The organism is Neomesorhizobium albiziae (genome assembly GCF_900114255.1).
Taxonomy (GTDB): Bacteria; Pseudomonadota; Alphaproteobacteria; order Rhizobiales; family Rhizobiaceae; genus Neomesorhizobium; species Neomesorhizobium albiziae.
This window is the reverse complement of sequence record NZ_FOSL01000030.1, coordinates 1-14,097: the sequence shown is the minus strand read 5'-3', so window position 1 is coordinate 14,097 and position 14,097 is coordinate 1. Positions and strand designations below refer to the sequence as shown.

27 protein-coding genes are annotated in these 14,097 nt (G+C 62.2%); all 27 read right to left on the bottom strand.

Annotated elements, in window-relative coordinates:
* Positions 1–90: 90 nt before the first annotated feature.
* On the bottom strand, positions 91–1,101 hold the full coding sequence (locus tag F3H98_RS26960) for a DNA-directed RNA polymerase subunit alpha (RefSeq protein WP_149763577.1): 1,011 nt from the start codon (positions 1,099–1,101) through the stop codon (positions 91–93).
* Between the two features lie 101 nt (positions 1,102–1,202).
* Positions 1,203–1,592 (bottom strand): 30S ribosomal protein S11, encoded by a 390-nt coding sequence (gene rpsK, locus F3H98_RS26955; RefSeq protein WP_149763575.1) that lies wholly within the window; start codon positions 1,590–1,592, stop codon positions 1,203–1,205.
* A 130-nt stretch (positions 1,593–1,722) separates the two neighbouring features.
* On the bottom strand, positions 1,723–2,091 hold the full coding sequence (gene rpsM / locus F3H98_RS26950; protein ID WP_149763573.1) for a 30S ribosomal protein S13: 369 nt from the start codon (positions 2,089–2,091) through the stop codon (positions 1,723–1,725).
* 169 nt (positions 2,092–2,260) lie between these two features.
* Positions 2,261–2,860 (bottom strand): adenylate kinase, encoded by a 600-nt coding sequence (locus F3H98_RS26945; protein ID WP_149763571.1) that lies wholly within the window; start codon positions 2,858–2,860, stop codon positions 2,261–2,263.
* Positions 2,857–4,197, bottom strand: coding sequence for a preprotein translocase subunit SecY (secY, locus tag F3H98_RS26940; protein WP_149763569.1), 1,341 nt, complete (start codon positions 4,195–4,197; stop codon positions 2,857–2,859). Before secY ends, F3H98_RS26945 begins: the two co-directional genes overlap by 4 nt.
* Positions 4,198–4,330: 133 nt before the next feature.
* Positions 4,331–4,804, bottom strand: coding sequence for a 50S ribosomal protein L15 (gene rplO / locus F3H98_RS26935; RefSeq protein WP_149763567.1), 474 nt, complete (start codon positions 4,802–4,804; stop codon positions 4,331–4,333).
* A 22-nt stretch (positions 4,805–4,826) separates the two neighbouring features.
* Positions 4,827–5,024, bottom strand: coding sequence for a 50S ribosomal protein L30 (gene rpmD, locus F3H98_RS26930; protein WP_149763565.1), 198 nt, complete (start codon positions 5,022–5,024; stop codon positions 4,827–4,829).
* 24 nt (positions 5,025–5,048) lie between these two features.
* Positions 5,049–5,618, bottom strand: a complete 570-nt coding sequence (gene rpsE / locus F3H98_RS26925) for a 30S ribosomal protein S5 (RefSeq protein ID WP_149763563.1) — start codon at positions 5,616–5,618, stop codon at positions 5,049–5,051.
* Positions 5,619–5,693: 75 nt separating this feature from the next.
* Positions 5,694–6,056: a 50S ribosomal protein L18 gene (gene rplR / locus F3H98_RS26920; RefSeq protein ID WP_149763561.1), complete on the bottom strand. Its 363-nt coding sequence runs from the start codon at positions 6,054–6,056 to the stop codon at positions 5,694–5,696.
* A gap of 90 nt (positions 6,057–6,146) precedes the next feature.
* The gene (gene rplF, locus F3H98_RS26915) at positions 6,147–6,680 is read right to left on the bottom strand and encodes a 50S ribosomal protein L6 (protein ID WP_149763559.1); all 534 of its coding nucleotides are present in this window, start codon (positions 6,678–6,680) and stop codon (positions 6,147–6,149) included.
* Positions 6,681–6,720: 40 nt separating this feature from the next.
* On the bottom strand, positions 6,721–7,119 hold the full coding sequence (gene rpsH / locus F3H98_RS26910; protein WP_149763558.1) for a 30S ribosomal protein S8: 399 nt from the start codon (positions 7,117–7,119) through the stop codon (positions 6,721–6,723).
* 12 nt (positions 7,120–7,131) lie between these two features.
* On the bottom strand, positions 7,132–7,437 hold the full coding sequence (rpsN, locus tag F3H98_RS26905) for a 30S ribosomal protein S14 (protein ID WP_149763556.1): 306 nt from the start codon (positions 7,435–7,437) through the stop codon (positions 7,132–7,134).
* 27 nt (positions 7,438–7,464) lie between these two features.
* Entirely contained in the window at positions 7,465–8,022 is a 558-nt protein-coding gene (rplE, locus tag F3H98_RS26900; RefSeq protein WP_149763554.1) for a 50S ribosomal protein L5, read from the bottom strand.
* On the bottom strand, positions 8,015–8,329 hold the full coding sequence (rplX, locus tag F3H98_RS26895) for a 50S ribosomal protein L24 (protein WP_149763552.1): 315 nt from the start codon (positions 8,327–8,329) through the stop codon (positions 8,015–8,017). The genes rplE and rplX overlap by 8 nt, the downstream gene beginning before the upstream one ends.
* A gap of 10 nt (positions 8,330–8,339) precedes the next feature.
* Positions 8,340–8,708, bottom strand: a complete 369-nt coding sequence (rplN, locus tag F3H98_RS26890) for a 50S ribosomal protein L14 (RefSeq protein WP_006205457.1) — start codon at positions 8,706–8,708, stop codon at positions 8,340–8,342.
* A gap of 64 nt (positions 8,709–8,772) precedes the next feature.
* Positions 8,773–9,015: a 30S ribosomal protein S17 gene (rpsQ, locus tag F3H98_RS26885; RefSeq protein WP_149763550.1), complete on the bottom strand. Its 243-nt coding sequence runs from the start codon at positions 9,013–9,015 to the stop codon at positions 8,773–8,775.
* Between the two features lie 10 nt (positions 9,016–9,025).
* Complete coding sequence (rpmC, locus tag F3H98_RS26880) at positions 9,026–9,223, bottom strand: 50S ribosomal protein L29 (RefSeq protein WP_149763548.1); 198 nt, start codon at positions 9,221–9,223, stop codon at positions 9,026–9,028.
* Between the two features lie 13 nt (positions 9,224–9,236).
* On the bottom strand, positions 9,237–9,650 hold the full coding sequence (rplP, locus tag F3H98_RS26875; protein ID WP_149763546.1) for a 50S ribosomal protein L16: 414 nt from the start codon (positions 9,648–9,650) through the stop codon (positions 9,237–9,239).
* A 29-nt stretch (positions 9,651–9,679) separates the two neighbouring features.
* Positions 9,680–10,402 (bottom strand): 30S ribosomal protein S3, encoded by a 723-nt coding sequence (rpsC, locus tag F3H98_RS26870; RefSeq protein ID WP_149763544.1) that lies wholly within the window; start codon positions 10,400–10,402, stop codon positions 9,680–9,682.
* Entirely contained in the window at positions 10,402–10,791 is a 390-nt protein-coding gene (gene rplV / locus F3H98_RS26865) for a 50S ribosomal protein L22 (RefSeq protein WP_149763541.1), read from the bottom strand. The genes rpsC and rplV overlap by 1 nt, the downstream gene beginning before the upstream one ends.
* Before the next feature lie 2 nt (positions 10,792–10,793).
* Positions 10,794–11,072 carry a 30S ribosomal protein S19 gene (gene rpsS, locus F3H98_RS26860; protein WP_149763539.1) on the bottom strand — a complete coding sequence of 93 codons (279 nt, stop codon included), beginning with the start codon at positions 11,070–11,072 and terminating at the stop codon, positions 10,794–10,796.
* A 15-nt stretch (positions 11,073–11,087) separates the two neighbouring features.
* A complete protein-coding gene (gene rplB / locus F3H98_RS26855) occupies positions 11,088–11,921 on the bottom strand; it encodes a 50S ribosomal protein L2 (RefSeq protein WP_149763537.1) in 834 nt (277 codons plus the stop codon).
* 22 nt (positions 11,922–11,943) lie between these two features.
* Complete coding sequence (locus F3H98_RS26850; RefSeq protein ID WP_149763534.1) at positions 11,944–12,237, bottom strand: 50S ribosomal protein L23; 294 nt, start codon at positions 12,235–12,237, stop codon at positions 11,944–11,946.
* On the bottom strand, positions 12,234–12,854 hold the full coding sequence (rplD, locus tag F3H98_RS26845; protein ID WP_149763532.1) for a 50S ribosomal protein L4: 621 nt from the start codon (positions 12,852–12,854) through the stop codon (positions 12,234–12,236). The genes F3H98_RS26850 and rplD overlap by 4 nt, the downstream gene beginning before the upstream one ends.
* The gene (rplC, locus tag F3H98_RS26840) at positions 12,854–13,570 is read right to left on the bottom strand and encodes a 50S ribosomal protein L3 (RefSeq protein ID WP_149763530.1); all 717 of its coding nucleotides are present in this window, start codon (positions 13,568–13,570) and stop codon (positions 12,854–12,856) included. The genes rplD and rplC overlap by 1 nt, the downstream gene beginning before the upstream one ends.
* A gap of 61 nt (positions 13,571–13,631) precedes the next feature.
* Positions 13,632–13,940 carry a 30S ribosomal protein S10 gene (gene rpsJ, locus F3H98_RS26835; protein ID WP_007066362.1) on the bottom strand — a complete coding sequence of 103 codons (309 nt, stop codon included), beginning with the start codon at positions 13,938–13,940 and terminating at the stop codon, positions 13,632–13,634.
* Between the two features lie 67 nt (positions 13,941–14,007).
* On the bottom strand, positions 14,008–14,097 hold a 90-nt coding region (locus tag F3H98_RS26830; RefSeq protein ID WP_022719208.1), incomplete at its 5' end, for an EF-Tu C-terminal domain-related protein.

Sequence of the window (14,097 nt, the reverse complement as noted above, 5' to 3'; positions counted from 1 at the left end):
ATGGTGAATGGTGAATGATCCTCTCGGACCTATTGGCGGCGGGGACGAGCCCCTCTTCCATTCACCATTTTACCATTCGCTATTCACCGCTCAGTATTGGTCTTCGTAACGCTTGGCGAGATCTTCGATGTTTTCCGGCGGCCAGTCCGGCACTTCCATGCCGAGATGCAGACCCATTGCCGCGAGCACTTCCTTGATCTCGTTCAGCGACTTGCGGCCGAAGTTCGGGGTGCGCAGCATCTCCGCTTCGGTTTTCTGGATCAGGTCGCCGATGTAGACGATGTTGTCGTTCTTCAGGCAGTTGGCCGAACGCACCGAAAGCTCGAGTTCGTCGACCTTCTTGAGCAGCGCCGGGTTGAACGCCAGTTCGGTAACCTGCTCTTCGGCCACCGCTTTCTGCGGCTCGTCGAAGTTGACGAACAGGCCGAGCTGGTCCTGCAGGATGCGGGCAGCGAAGGCAACGGCGTCTTCACCGGAGATCGAGCCGTCAGTCTCGATGGTCATGGTCAGCTTGTCGTAGTCGAGAACCTGGCCTTCGCGGGTGTTTTCGACCTTGTAGGAGACCTTCTTGACCGGCGAATACAGGCTGTCGACCGGGATCAGGCCGATCGGCGCGTCTTCGGCGCGGTTGCGGTCGGCCGGCACATAACCCTTGCCGGTGTCGACGGTGAATTCCATGCGGATTTCCGCGCCCTCGTCGAGGGTGCAGATCACATGGTCGGGGTTGAGGATTTCAACGTCGCCGACCGTCTGAATGTCGCCGGCGAGCACAGCGCCCGGACCCTGCTTGCGCACGACCATGCGCTTGGGACCATCGCCTTCCATCTTGATGGCGATTTCCTTGATATTGAGCACGATGTCGGTGACGTCCTCGCGCACACCGGCAATCGAGGAGAATTCATGCAGAACGCCGTCGATCTGCACTGCCGTCACGGCAGCGCCGCGCAGCGACGACAGAAGCACGCGGCGCAGTGCGTTGCCGAGCGTCAGGCCGAAGCCTCGCTCCAGCGGCTCTGCGACCAGCGTCGTCAGGGTCTTCTTCTTCGAAGAAAACTCGATCTTGTTCGGCTTGATCAGTTCTTGCCAATTTTTCTGGATCATTCGTTCTTCCTTCCGGTTCCCTGCCACTATCCAATCGTGACAGGCGATCTGGAAAACCGCAGAGGAGCGCCGCGGCGCTCATGCAGTGGGTGAAATTCCAATTAGACGCGACGCTTCTTGCGCGGACGGCAGCCGTTGTGCGGGATCGGCGTCACGTCGCGAATCGACGTGATGGTGAAACCCGCGGCCTGCAGCGCGCGCAGCGCCGACTCACGACCCGAACCCGGACCGCAAACCTCGACTTCGAGCATACGCATGCCGTGTTCCTGCGCCTTCTTGGCGACGTCCTCGGCAGCAACCTGCGCCGCGAACGGGGTCGACTTGCGCGAGCCCTTGAAGCCCTGTGCACCGGCCGACGACCAGGCAATCGAATTGCCCTGCGCGTCGGTGATGGTGATCATCGTGTTGTTGAAGGTCGAATTGACGTGGGCAACGCCCGACGAGATGTTTTTACGTTCGCGGCGGCGAACGCGTGCGGCTTCCTTGGCCATGGTAGTCCTTCCAGTTGATCTCTACACCGCCGTAATGCCAGCGGCTACACCTGAGAGGCAGTCGGGAGTTGGCAGTCGGCAGAAGGATGTGAGATCCGACTGCCTATTGCCGATTGCCTACTGCCTCAAATTACTTCTTCTTGCCGGCGATTGCCTTGGCCGGGCCCTTGCGGGTGCGCGCATTGGTATGCGTGCGCTGGCCGCGAACCGGCAGCGAGCGGCGATGGCGAAGGCCGCGGTAGCAGCCGAGGTCCATCAGGCGCTTGATGTTCATCGAAACTTCGCGACGCAGGTCGCCTTCGACCTGGTAGTCACGGTCGATGGTCTCGCGGATCTGCAAAACTTCAGCGTCGGTAAGCTGGTTGACGCGGCGCTCGGCCGGAATACCGACCTTCTCGACGATCTCCGAAGCGAACTTCGCGCCGATGCCGTGGATGTACTGCAGCGCGATGATGACGCGCTTGTTGGTCGGAATGTTGACGCCGGCTATACGAGCCATTTTCTTCTCCATGTGACCGGTCGAGCCGGTGATTGTTGTTTGACCCGCGTCCGGTGGAGACCGGCCCTTGCGGGTGTTCCGTTTCAATGCGAGTAGACGGCCCTCGCGGACCGGCAAGCCCTCTGCCTGATTGGGAGACGGGCCGCCATACGCCAGTTATGCGAATTCGTCAAGCGTTAATCTTCGCAACGCTGGCGAGCAGGCTCTCGATCTGCGCGGTAACCTCATCGATCCCGGCCATGCCATCGACGCCTTTCAGCATGCCTTTGGCATAATAGTAGCCGATCAGTGGCGCGGTCTTCTTGTAGTATTCGCGCAGCCGCTCCTCGAAGACTTCCGGGTTGTCGTCCTTGCGCACCGGCTGGCCAGCAGCCTTCGCTTCCTCGGCGCGCCGCACGATACGGCCGACCAATGCCTTGTCGTCGACGACGAGTTCGATGACGGCATCGAGCTTCAGGCCACGCTCGGCGAGCATCCTCTCGACTGCATCGGCCTGCGCCAGTGTGCGCGGATAGCCGTCGAGAATGAACCCGCTCTTGCAGTCGGCCTCATCGATTCGCTCGGCCACGATCGCATTGACGATGGCGTCCGACACCAGCTCGCCCGCATCCATCACCGCCTTGGCGCGCTTGCCGACCGCCGTTTCGGCCTTCACCGCCGCCCGCAGCATGTCCCCGGTGGAGAGTTGCGGAAGCCTGTGCTTTTCTACCAGTCTCTGTGCTTGCGTCCCCTTGCCCGCCCCAGGCGGCCCAAGCAAAATCAGCCTCATCTTCCCCTCTTGCCCCCCCGGAGCTTCGACTTCTTGATAAGCCCCTCATACTGGTGGGCAATCAGGTGACCTTGGATCTGCGCAACCGTGTCGAGCGTGACGCTCACCACGATCAGCAGCGATGTGCCACCCAGATAGAACGGAACGCCGGTCGCCGATATTAGAAATTCGGGCAACATGCAGACGAGGACGAGGTAGATCGCGCCGATGACCGTGATGCGGGTCAGCACGTAGTCGATGTATTCCGCGGTACGCTCGCCGGGACGATAGCCCGGGATGAAACCGGAGTGCTTCTTCAGCTGGTCGGCGGTGTCCTTCGGATTGAAGACGATCGCCGTGTAGAAGAAGGCGAAGAAGATGATCATGCCGGCGTACAACGCCATGTAGAGCGGCTGGCCGTGCCCGAGCGCGGCGAGCACAGCGCTCGCCCAGCCCGGCATCGTCGTCTGGCTCGAGAAGCCGGCAAGCGTGGCCGGCAGCAGCAGCAGCGACGAGGCGAAGATCGGGGGGATGACGCCGGCCGTGTTGAGCTTCAGCGGCAGGTGCGACGTATCACCCTGGAACATGCGGTTGCCGACCTGACGCTTCGGATATTGGATCAGAAGCCGGCGCTGGGCGCGCTCGAAGAACACGATGACAGCGATGACGACGATGGCCAGCACGATGATCGCCAGAATGAGGCCCGTCGACAAAGCACCGGTGCGGCCAAGCTCGAGCGTGCCGCTGATGGCGTGCGGCAGACCGGCGACGATGCCTGCGAAGATGATCAGCGAAATACCGTTGCCGATGCCGCGGGCAGTGATCTGCTCGCCGAGCCACATCAGGAACATGGTGCCGCCGACCAGCGTGATGACCGCCGAAGTGCGGAAGAACCAGCCCGGATCGGTAACGATGCTGTTACCGCCCTCGAGGCCGACCGAAATCCCGTAAGCCTGCACCACCGCCAGAAGCACGGTGCCGTAGCGCGTATACTGGTTGATGACCTTGCGGCCCTGCTCGCCTTCCTTCTTCAGCGCTTCGAGCGACGGAACGACCGACGTCATCAGCTGCATGATGATGGATGCGGAAATGTAGGGCATGATGCCGAGCGCGAAGATCGCCATGCGCTCCACGGCGCCACCCGAAAACATGTTGAACATGCCGAGCACGCCACCGCTTTGCTGCTGGAAAGCCTGGGCAAATGCGTCTGGATTGATTCCGGGAAGCGGAATGTAGGTACCAAGCCGGTAGACGAGGAGAGCGCCGAGCGTGAACCAAATTCGCTTCTTGAGGTCCTCCGCCTTGGCGAAAGCCGCAAAGTTCAGGTTGGAAGCAAGTTGTTCGGCCGCCGATGCCATGCAATCTCTCCGCTCGGTCGCGCTGCGGACTCCCTTGGCGGGAAGCGCGTGTCAGGAAGCCACGAGATAGGCTTCACACATCAAAGATGCAAGCGGCGACGATCCCCTCGCCGCCGCTTGATCAAAGGCCCGTTTATTCGGCGGCTGCCTGTTCCGGCAGCTTCACCGATCCCCCGGCCTTCTCGACCTTTTCGATCGCGGCCTTGGATGCGCCCGCGACGTCGAATTTCAGCTTCGCCTTCAGTTCGCCGTCGCCGAGCAGGCGCACGCCGTCCTTGGCGCGGCGAATGACGCCGGCCTTGACCAGGGCTTCGACAGTGACCGTCTCCTTGGCGTCGAGCTTCTTGGCATCGACGGCGGCCTGCACGCGGGCCAGCGAAACGGTGTTGAAGTCCTTGGCGAAGATATTCTTGAAGCCGCGCTTGGGCAGACGGCGATAAAGCGGCATCTGGCCGCCCTCGAAGCCGTTGATGGCAACGCCGGAACGGGCCTTCTGGCCCTTCACGCCGCGGCCGGCGGTCTTGCCGGAGCCGGAGCCGATGCCGCGTCCGAGACGCTTCTTGGAGTGCGTCGCGCCTTCGTTGTCACGCAGATCATTGAGTTTCATGATGGTTCTCCTCGCGCCCGGCTTACTTCTCGTCCACGACGCGGACGAGATGCTGCACGGCGGCGATCATGCCACGCACCGAAGGAGTGTCCTCCAGCGTGCGCTTCCGGTGCATCTTGTTGAGGCCGAGGCCGACCAGCGTTGCACGCTGCTCCTTCGGCCGGCGGATCGGCGAACCGATCTGCTCGACGGTGATCGTCTTGGTTGCTTTCTTGGCCATGGTCCTGATCCCTGGTCCTGTCGACTATTCTTCCGCAGCGACCGCGGTGCCGCGGCGTGCCTGGAGCGTCGAATACTTGATGCCGCGCTGTGCAGCCACGTCCTTCGGATGCAGCTGGTTCTTCAGCGCGTCGAAAGTGGCGCGAACCATGTTGTACGGGTTCGACGAACCCATCGACTTGGCGACCACGTCGTGCATGCCGAGCGTCTCGAAGACGGCGCGCATCGGGCCACCAGCGATGATGCCGGTGCCGGGCTTGGCGGCGCGCAGCAGAACGCGACCTGCGCCCCAGCGGCCTTCGACGTCGTGATGCAGCGTGCGACCCGAGCGCAGCGGCACGAAAATCAGGTCGCGCTTGGCCGATTCGGTCGCCTTGCGGATCGCTTCCGGCACTTCGCGCGCCTTGCCGTGACCAAAGCCGACGCGGCCCTTCTGATCGCCGACGACGACGAGTGCTGCAAAGCCGAAACGCCGGCCGCCCTTGACGACCTTGGCGACGCGGTTGATGTGGACGAGCTTGTCGACGAATTCGCTGTCGCGCTCTTCACGGTCACGGCTGCGCTCGCGGCCGCCGTCCCTACGTTCTTGTGCCATTATCCTGTTCCTTGTTTTTTTCCGGAAGCACGGGTTGATGATGGTCCGGCGCCCTTTGGATCGCCGGACCGGTGATTAGAAGTTCAGGCCGCCTTCGCGGGCGGCTTCGGCGAGCGCCTTGACGCGGCCGTGGTAGATGTAGGCGCCACGGTCGAAGACGACCGCGTCGACGCCAGCCTTCTTGGCGCGCTCGGCGATCAGCTTGCCGATGGCCGCCGCTGCGGCGGTGTCTGCGCCGGTCTTCAGCGAACCCTTGAGATCCTTCTCGAGGGTCGAAGCGGCGGCAACGGTGTGACCACTCTTGTCGTCGATGATCTGCGCGTAGATGTGCTTCGACGAGCGGTGCACCGACAGGCGCGGACGGTCGCCGGAAACTTTCTTGAGCTGGCGGCGGACGCGCTGCGCGCGGCGCTGCGTGGTTTCTTTCGGGGAAGCCATGATATTCTTTCCTTGCCTTCAACAAACGGGGCCGGCCATTTGCGGTAGGCTGGAGTGCCTCCCGCGACCGCGCCCCGCGGCGTTACAGTCTTACTTCTTCTTGCCTTCCTTGCGGACGATCTTCTCGCCGGCATAGCGCACGCCCTTGCCCTTGTAGGGCTCGGGGCCACGATACTCGCGGATCTCCGCGGCTACCTGGCCGACCTGCTGCTTGTCGATGCCGCTGATCGTGATTTCGGTCGGCTTCGGCACGGTGATCGTGATGCCTTCGGGCGTCTGATAGACGACGTCGTGGCTGAAGCCAAGCGCCAGCTGCAGGTTCTTGCCCTGCAAGGCGGCGCGATAACCGACGCCGGTGATCTCGAGCTTCTTCTCGAAGCCGTCCTTCACGCCGGTAAGGATGTTGACGATCTGCGTGCGCGACATGCCCCACTTGGAGCGCGCCACCTTCGACTGGTCCTTCGGCTCAACGGCGATCTCGCCATTCTCCATCTTGACCAGAACTTCGTCGTTGACCACGAACTGCAGCTCGCCTTTCGGGCCCTTCGCCGACACGGTCTGGCCGTTGACGGTCGCGGTCACGCCTTGCGGCAGCTGAACGGGTTTCTTGCCAATACGAGACATCTGTCTGTCCTCGTTCCTGTTCTTTTTTCAGTCGGCCTGATCAGAAGATCTGGCAGAGGATTTCCCCGCCGACATTCTGTTCACGCGCTTCGTGGTCGGCCATCACACCCTTCGGGGTCGAAAGGATCGATATGCCGAGGCCGTTTGCGACCGACGGGATCGACTTGACCGAAACGTAGACGCGGCGGCCAGGCTTCGAGACGCGGGCGATCTCGCGGATCACCGGCTGGCCCTCGTAGTACTTCAGTTCGATCTCGATTTCCGACTTGCCGTTCTCGAAATCGGTCTGGCTGTAGTCGCGGATATAACCTTCCGACTTCAGGACTTCGAGAACGCGGGCACGCAGACGCGAGGCCGGGGTGGAGACTTTCGTCTTCTTGCGGCCATAGGCGTTGCGGATGCGGGTCAGCATATCGCCGAGAGGATCACTCAATGACATGGTTCGTCCTCCTTACCAGCTGGACTTCACGAGGCCGGGAATGGCGCCCGAATTACCGAGGTCGCGCAGCGCGATACGGGACACCTTCAACTTGCGGTAAAAGGCGCGCGGACGGCCGGTCACTTCGCAGCGGTTGCGAATGCGGCTCTTGGCCGAGTTGCGCGGCAGGGCAGCAAGCTTCAACTGGGCGCGGAAGCGATCCTCGATCGGCAGCTTCTGGTCCATGATGATGTCCTTGAGGGCCTTACGCTTGGCAGCGTACTGGTCCACAAGCTTGCGGCGCCGGTTGTTCTTTTCGACTGAGCTGGTCTTTGCCATTTCAGATTTTTCCTTTTCTCGCTGCCGTTACTGCCGGAAGGGGAAGTTGAAGGCCTTGAGCAATGCCCGGGCTTCGTCGTCCGTCTTGGCGGTCGTACAAACGATGATGTCCATTCCCCAGATCTGGTCGACCTTGTCGTAGGCGATCTCCGGGAAAATGATGTGTTCCTTGATGCCCATGGCGTAGTTGCCACGGCCATCGAAGCTCTTCGGGTTCAGGCCGCGGAAGTCGCGAACGCGCGGCAGCGCGATCGTGACCAGGCGGTCCAGGAACTCGTACATGCGCTCCTTGCGAAGCGTAACCTTGGCGCCGATCGGCATGTTCTCACGAACCTTGAAGCCGGCGATCGAGTTGCGGGCGCGGGTGACCACGGCCTTCTGGCCGGCGATCAGCGCGAGGTCCTCGGCGGCAACCGACGGCTTCTTCGAGTCAGCAGTCGCTTCGCCGACGCCCATGTTGAGGACGATCTTGTCGAGGCGGGGAACCTGCATCTCGTTGTCGTACTTGAACTGCTCGAGCAGCGCCTTGCGGATCTGCTCGTTGTACTGCTTCTTCAAGCGCGGCTGATATTGTGCCTTAGCCATTGATGACTTCTCCCGAGCGCTTCGCAACGCGCACTTTCTTGCCGTCCTTCTGGACCTGGAAACCGACGCGGGTCGGCTTGCCATCCTTGGGGTCGGCCAGCGCGATGTTCGACAGGTGAATCGGCGCTTCCTTGGTGATGATCCCGCCCTCTTGGGTCTGGGACTGCTTCTGGTGACGGCGGATCATGTTGACGCCACGAACGACGGCCTTGTCGTCCTTCGGCATCATGCGCACCACTTCGCCGGTGCGGCCCTTGTCCTTGCCGGCCAGAACGACGACCTTGTCGCCTTTACGGATCTTTTGCATTTCCGGCTCCTTACAGCACTTCTGGCGCGAGCGAGATGATCTTCATGTGGTTCTTGGCGCGGAGTTCGCGCGGAACCGGTCCAAAGATACGCGTGCCGATCGGCTCTTTCTTGTTGTCGACGAGAACGGCTGCGTTCTTGTCGAAACGGATCACGCTGCCGTCGGGACGGCGAATGTCCTTGGCCGTGCGAACCACGACCGCCTTCATCACATCGCCCTTCTTGACGCGGCCGCGCGGGATCGCTTCCTTGATCGACACCACGATGATGTCGCCGACGGATGCATACTTCCGCTTCGAGCCGCCCAGCACCTTGATGCACATGACACGACGGGCGCCGGAGTTGTCCGCGACGTCGAGGTTTGTTTGCATCTGAATCATGACTGACCGCCTTCTTCATTCCTGGGAAGCGGCAATCGCCCTCCCCGGTCTGTCCAAAATTTCGTTATTGCGCCTGCGCTTCGGTCACGACGACCCAGCGCTTGTCCTTGGAAATCGGCTTCGATTCCTGGATGAACACCTGGTCGCCCACCTTGCAGGCGTTGTTCTCATCGTGCGCCTTGTACTTCTTCGTCATACGCACGGTCTTCTTCATCACGGGATGCGTGAAGCGCCGTTCGACCTTGACGACGACCGTCTTCTCGTTCTTGTCGCTGACGACGGTGCCCTGCAGGATGCGCTTTGGCATGTTCGTGTCCTTACTTGTTGCCGGCCGATTTCTGGGCGGCGATCGTCTTGATGCGCGCGATGTCCCTGCGGACTTCCTTCACGCGTGCGGTCTTTTCGAGCTGACCAGTGGCCTTCTGGAAGCGCAGGTTGAACTGCTCCTTCTTCAGGCTGGCCAGATCGTCGTTGAGCTGGTCCTGGGTCTTGGCCCGTACGTCAGAGGCTTTCATCTCTCGGCCTTCCTTATTCTGCGATGCGCTGAATGAAGCGCGTCCTGACCGAGAGCTTGGCGGCGCCGAGACGCAGCGCTTCACGCGCCGTTTCCTCGGAGACACCGTCGATCTCGAACATCACGCGGCCCGGCTTCACGCGCGCTGCCCAGTAGTCCACCGCGCCCTTGCCCTTGCCCATGCGGACTTCGGTCGGCTTGGAGGTCACCGGGACGTCCGGGAAAATACGGATCCACACACGGCCCTGGCGCTTCATTTCGCGGGTGATCGCGCGGCGGGCCGCCTCGATCTCACGCGCAGTGACGCGGTTCGGTTCCAGAGCCTTCAGTCCGAAGCCACCGAAATCCAGGTTGGTGCCGCCCTTGGCGGCGCCGTGGATGCGGCCCTTGAACTGCTTGCGGAACTTTGTGCGCTTTGGCTGCAGCATCTTATCTACTCCAAATTCTCAAATCGCGCTCAGGCGTTCTCGCGGCGACGACCGCGATCGCTGCGCTCGCCGGCATGCGAATGATCGCTTTCAGCCGCACGGCGCTCCGAAGCCATCGGATCGTGCTCGAGGATCTCGCCCTTGAACACCCAGACCTTGACGCCGCAGATGCCATAGGCGGTCTGGGCTTCGGCCGTGCCGTAGTCGACATCGGCGCGCAGGGTGTGCAGCGGAACGCGACCTTCGCGATACCACTCCATGCGAGCGATTTCGGCGCCGCCGAGACGGCCCGAGCAGTTGATGCGGATGCCTTCCGCGCCAAGCCGCATCGCCGACTGCACGGCGCGCTTCATCGCACGGCGGAAAGCCACGCGGCGCTCGAGCTGCTGGGCGATCGACTGGGCAACCAGCGTCGCGTCGATTTCCGGCTTGCGCACTTCGACGATGTTGAGGTGCGTCTCGGACTTGGTCATCTCCATCAGCTTCTTGCGAAGCTTCTCGATGTCCGCGCCCTTCTTGCCGATGATCAGGCCCGGACGCGCGGCATGGATCGTCACGCGGCACTTCTTGTGCGGACGCTCGATGACCACCTTCGAAACCGCGGCCTGCTTGAGCTCGCTCAGCAGGTACTTGCGGATCTTGATGTCCTCGTGCAGCAGCTTGCCGTACTCGCCGGTGTTCGCGTACCAGCGCGAATCCCAGGTACGGTTGATGCCGAGACGCAGACCGATCGGATTGACTTTCTGGCCCATTATGCAGCCTCCACTTTCTCTTCCACTTCGCGAACGACGATCGTCAGGTTCGCGAACGGCTTCTCGATCCGGCTGGCGCGGCCGCGGCCACGAGCATGGAAACGCTTCATGACGATCGACTTGCCAACAAACGCCTCAGCGACGACGAGCGCATCGACGTCGAGATCGTGATTGTTTTCAGCGTTGGCGATTGCCGATTCCAGCGTCTTGCGGACGGTGCCGGCGATGCGCTTGCGCGAGAATTCCAGATCGGCGAGCGCAGTCGCCACCTTCTTGCCGCGGATGAGCGCAGCAACCAGGTTCAGCTTCTGCGGGCTGACGCGGATCGTGCGGAGAACCGCACGTGCCTCGTTGTCAGCAAGCCTGCGCGGAGCTTTGGCCTTGCCCATTGTTACTTCCTCTTCGCTTTCTTGTCCGCGCCATGACCGTAATAGGTCCGGGTCGGAGCGAATTCACCGAACTTGTGGCCGACCATGTCCTCGTTCACGGAGACGGGGATATGCTTCTGGCCGTTGTAAACACCGAAGGTGAGGCCGACGAACTGCGGCAGGATGGTGGAGCGACGGCTCCACATCTTGATCACTTCGTTGCGTCCACCTTCACGAACCTTGTCTGCCTTCTTGAGCAGGAAGCCGTCGATGAACGGGCCTTTCCAAATTGAACGGGTCACGTCTGACTACCTCTCTTAGCTCTTGCGCTGATGGCGCGAGCGCACGATGAACTTGTCGGTCGCCTTGTTGGACCGGGTCTTCTTGCCCTTCGTCGGCTTGCCCCACGGAGTGACCGGGTGACGACCGCCGGAGGTGCGGCCTTCGCCGCCGCCGTGCGGGTGGTCGACCGGGTTCATGGTGACGCCGCGGTTGTGCGGGCGCTTGCCGAGCCAGACCTTGCGGCCGGCCTTGCCGAGATTGACGTTGCCGTGATCCGGGTTGGAGACGGCGCCGACAGTGGCGATGCAGAGGCCGCTAACGACGCGCTGCTCACCCGAGTTCAGGCGCAGGATCGCCATGCCCTGGTCGCGGCCGACGAGCTGGGCGTAACCGCCAGCCGAACGGGCGATCTGACCGCCCTTGCCCGGCTTCAGCTCGACATTGTGCACGATCGTGCCGACCGGCATCGCCTGCAGCGGCATCGCGTTGCCCGGCTTCACGTCGACGCTCTCGCCGGCGATCACCTTGTCGCCCGGCGCGAGGCGCTGCGGCGCCAGGATGTAGGACAGCTCGCCGTCCTCATACTTGATCAGCGCGATGAACGCGGTCCGGTTCGGATCGTATTCGATGCGCTCGACCGTCGCCGACATGTCGAACTTGCGGCGCTTGAAGTCGATGATGCGGTACGAACGCTTGTGACCGCCGCCGATGAAGCGGGCCGTGATGCGGCCGTAGTTGTTGCGGCCGCCCGACTTGGTCAGGCCTTCCGTCAAGCCCTTGACCGGCTTGCCCTTGTACAGGGCCGAACGGTCGACCAGCACCAGCTGGCGCGTGCTCGGCGTTACGGGGTTATATTTCTTCAGTGCCATTGTGCTTCCCTCGCGCCTTGTCTCAGAGGCCCGTGGCGACGTCGATCGACTGGCCGTCGGCCAGCGTCACAACCGCCTTCTTCACGTCGCTCTGACGGCCGATCGTGCCGCGGAACCGCTTCACCTTGCCCTTGCGGACGAGTGTGTTCACCGCCGTCACCTTGACGCCGAACAGCGCTTCGATGGCAGCCTTGATCTCCGGCTTCGTCGCCTTCTTGGCGACATTGAAAACGACCTGGTTCTGCTCGGAAGCCATGGTCGACTTTTCGGTGATGGCCGGGCTGACGATCACGTCGTAGTGTCGAAGGTCCGTCATTTGAAGCGCTCCTCGAGAGCCTCGACGGCGGCCTTCGAAAGGACCAGCGTGCCGCGGCGCAGAATGTCGTAGACGTTGATACCCTGGATGGGCAGCACGTCGATGTTCGGGATGTTCGCTGCGGCGCGCTTGAAGTTCACGTCAAGCTCGGCGCCGCCGATCATCAATGCGTTGGTCAGGCCGAGCTTGGCGAAGTTCGCGATCAGCGCCTTCGTCTTGGCTTCGGTCAGCTTCAGATCGTCGATGACGATCAGGTTCGACGCCTTGGCCTTGGCCGACAGAGCGTGCTTCAGGCCGAGAGCGCGGACCTTCTTGGGAAGGTCATGCTCGTGGCTGCGCACGACCGGGCCGTGAGCCTTGCCGCCGCCGCGGAACTGCGGAGCGCGTGCCGAATGGTGACGGGCGCGGCCCGTACCCTTCTGCTTGTACATCTTGGCGCCGGTGCGCGCGATTTCGGCGCGGCCCTTGGCCTTGTGCGTGCCCTGCTGCTTCTTGGCAAGCTGCCAGCGCACGACGCGCTGCAGGATGTCTTCGCGCGGGTCAAGGCCGAAGATCTCCTGGGAGAGCTTCACCTTGCCGGCATCTTCGCCGGCGAGCGTGGTGATCTTGAGGTCCATTATTCTGCCCCTTCATTCGCCGGAGCGGCTTCATTCTTCTGCGCAGCGCGGATGGCGGCCGGCTTCGGAGCGTTGTCCGGCAGCGCCGCCTTGACGGCGTCGCGCACCAGGATCCACGCACCCTTCGAGCCCGGAACCGCACCGCGGATCAGGATCAGGCCGCGGTCGCTATCGGTCGAAACCACTTCGACATTCTGCGTCGTGACGCGGGTGTCGCCCATGTGGCCGGCCATCTTCTTGCCCTTGAACACCTTGCCCGGGTCCTGGCGCTGGCCGGTCGAACCGTGGGTACGGTGCGACACCGAGTTACCGTGGGTGGCACGGCCGCCACCGAAGTGGTGACGCTTGATGACACCCTGGAAACCCTTGCCGATGGTGGTGCCGGTGACGTCGACCTTCTGTCCGGCAACGAAGTGCTCGACAGTGATCTCGGCGCCGACATCGAGGAGATTGTCGGGCGACACGCGGAATTCAGCGACCTTGGCCTTGGGCTCGACGGAAGCGGTGGCGAAATGGCCACGCAGCGCCTTCGTCGTGTTCTTCACCTTGGCCAGACCAACGCCCAGCTGAACGGCGGTGTAGCCATTCTTTTCCTGGGTGCGCTGCGCCACAACCTGGCAGTTCTCCATCTGGAGAACAGTGACGGGAACGTGTTCGCCGGCGTCATTGTAGACGCGCGTCATCCCCAGCTTCTTTGCGATAACACCTGAACGCATCGGTTCGTTTTCCTTCAGAGGAGCCGTTTGGAGTGACCCGCGCGGCTCATGTTTCCAGCTCTTAGAGCTTGATTTCGACGTCGACGCCGGCGGCAAGATCGAGCTTCATCAAAGCATCGACCGTCTGCGGGGTCGGATCGACGATGTCGAGCAGACGCTTGTGCGTGCGCATTTCGAACTGCTCACGGCTCTTCTTGTCGATATGCGGCGAGCGGTTGACAGTGAATTTCTCGATCCGTGTCGGCAGCGGGATCGGGCCGCGGACGTTGGCGCCGGTACGCTTGGCCGTCGACACGATTTCGCGCGTCGAGGCATCGAGCACCCGATGGTCAAACGCTTTCAAGCGGATGCGGATATTTTGGCCGTTCATGCGTCACTTCCTTGTTCTGGCGCGGCGCGGGCGAATTCCCGCCCGCGACAGATCATTTGGTTGTTACTTACTCTACGATGCTGGCGACGATGCCGGCGCCGACGGTGCGGCCGCCTTCGCGGATGGCGAAGCGCAGCTTCTCTTCCATGGCGATCGG

What these genes read in the sequence shown, in the direction of transcription:
- F3H98_RS26960 (WP_149763577.1), bottom strand. Translation starts at nt 1,101, where the DNA reads ATGATCCAGAAAAATTGGCAAGAACTGATCAAGCCGAACAAGATCGAG.
- rpsK (WP_149763575.1), bottom strand. Translation starts at nt 1,592, where the DNA reads ATGGCCAAGGAAGCCGCACGCGTTCGCCGCCGCGAACGTAAAAACATC.
- rpsM (WP_149763573.1), bottom strand. Translation starts at nt 2,091, where the DNA reads ATGGCTCGTATAGCCGGCGTCAACATTCCGACCAACAAGCGCGTCATC.
- F3H98_RS26945 (WP_149763571.1), bottom strand. Translation starts at nt 2,860, where the DNA reads ATGAGGCTGATTTTGCTTGGGCCGCCTGGGGCGGGCAAGGGGACGCAA.
- secY (WP_149763569.1), bottom strand. Translation starts at nt 4,197, where the DNA reads ATGGCATCGGCGGCCGAACAACTTGCTTCCAACCTGAACTTTGCGGCT.
- rplO (WP_149763567.1), bottom strand. Translation starts at nt 4,804, where the DNA reads ATGAAACTCAATGATCTGCGTGACAACGAAGGCGCGACGCACTCCAAG.
- rpmD (WP_149763565.1), bottom strand. Translation starts at nt 5,024, where the DNA reads ATGGCCAAGAAAGCAACCAAGACGATCACCGTCGAGCAGATCGGTTCG.
- rpsE (WP_149763563.1), bottom strand. Translation starts at nt 5,618, where the DNA reads ATGGCACAAGAACGTAGGGACGGCGGCCGCGAGCGCAGCCGTGACCGT.
- rplR (WP_149763561.1), bottom strand. Translation starts at nt 6,056, where the DNA reads ATGGCTTCCCCGAAAGAAACCACGCAGCGCCGCGCGCAGCGCGTCCGC.
- rplF (WP_149763559.1), bottom strand. Translation starts at nt 6,680, where the DNA reads ATGTCTCGTATTGGCAAGAAACCCGTTCAGCTGCCGCAAGGCGTGACC.
- rpsH (WP_149763558.1), bottom strand. Translation starts at nt 7,119, where the DNA reads ATGTCATTGAGTGATCCTCTCGGCGATATGCTGACCCGCATCCGCAAC.
- rpsN (WP_149763556.1), bottom strand. Translation starts at nt 7,437, where the DNA reads ATGGCAAAGACCAGCTCAGTCGAAAAGAACAACCGGCGCCGCAAGCTT.
- rplE (WP_149763554.1), bottom strand. Translation starts at nt 8,022, where the DNA reads ATGGCTAAGGCACAATATCAGCCGCGCTTGAAGAAGCAGTACAACGAG.
- rplX (WP_149763552.1), bottom strand. Translation starts at nt 8,329, where the DNA reads ATGCAAAAGATCCGTAAAGGCGACAAGGTCGTCGTTCTGGCCGGCAAG.
- rplN (WP_006205457.1), bottom strand. Translation starts at nt 8,708, where the DNA reads ATGATTCAGATGCAAACAAACCTCGACGTCGCGGACAACTCCGGCGCC.
- rpsQ (WP_149763550.1), bottom strand. Translation starts at nt 9,015, where the DNA reads ATGCCAAAGCGCATCCTGCAGGGCACCGTCGTCAGCGACAAGAACGAG.
- rpmC (WP_149763548.1), bottom strand. Translation starts at nt 9,223, where the DNA reads ATGAAAGCCTCTGACGTACGGGCCAAGACCCAGGACCAGCTCAACGAC.
- rplP (WP_149763546.1), bottom strand. Translation starts at nt 9,650, where the DNA reads ATGCTGCAGCCAAAGCGCACAAAGTTCCGCAAGCAGTTCAAGGGCCGC.
- rpsC (WP_149763544.1), bottom strand. Translation starts at nt 10,402, where the DNA reads ATGGGCCAGAAAGTCAATCCGATCGGTCTGCGTCTCGGCATCAACCGT.
- rplV (WP_149763541.1), bottom strand. Translation starts at nt 10,791, where the DNA reads ATGGGCAAGGCCAAAGCTCCGCGCAGGCTTGCTGACAACGAGGCACGT.
- rplB (WP_149763537.1), bottom strand. Translation starts at nt 11,921, where the DNA reads ATGGCACTGAAGAAATATAACCCCGTAACGCCGAGCACGCGCCAGCTG.
- F3H98_RS26850 (WP_149763534.1), bottom strand. Translation starts at nt 12,237, where the DNA reads ATGACGGACCTTCGACACTACGACGTGATCGTCAGCCCGGCCATCACC.
- rplD (WP_149763532.1), bottom strand. Translation starts at nt 12,854, where the DNA reads ATGGACCTCAAGATCACCACGCTCGCCGGCGAAGATGCCGGCAAGGTG.
- rplC (WP_149763530.1), bottom strand. Translation starts at nt 13,570, where the DNA reads ATGCGTTCAGGTGTTATCGCAAAGAAGCTGGGGATGACGCGCGTCTAC.
- rpsJ (WP_007066362.1), bottom strand. Translation starts at nt 13,940, where the DNA reads ATGAACGGCCAAAATATCCGCATCCGCTTGAAAGCGTTTGACCATCGG.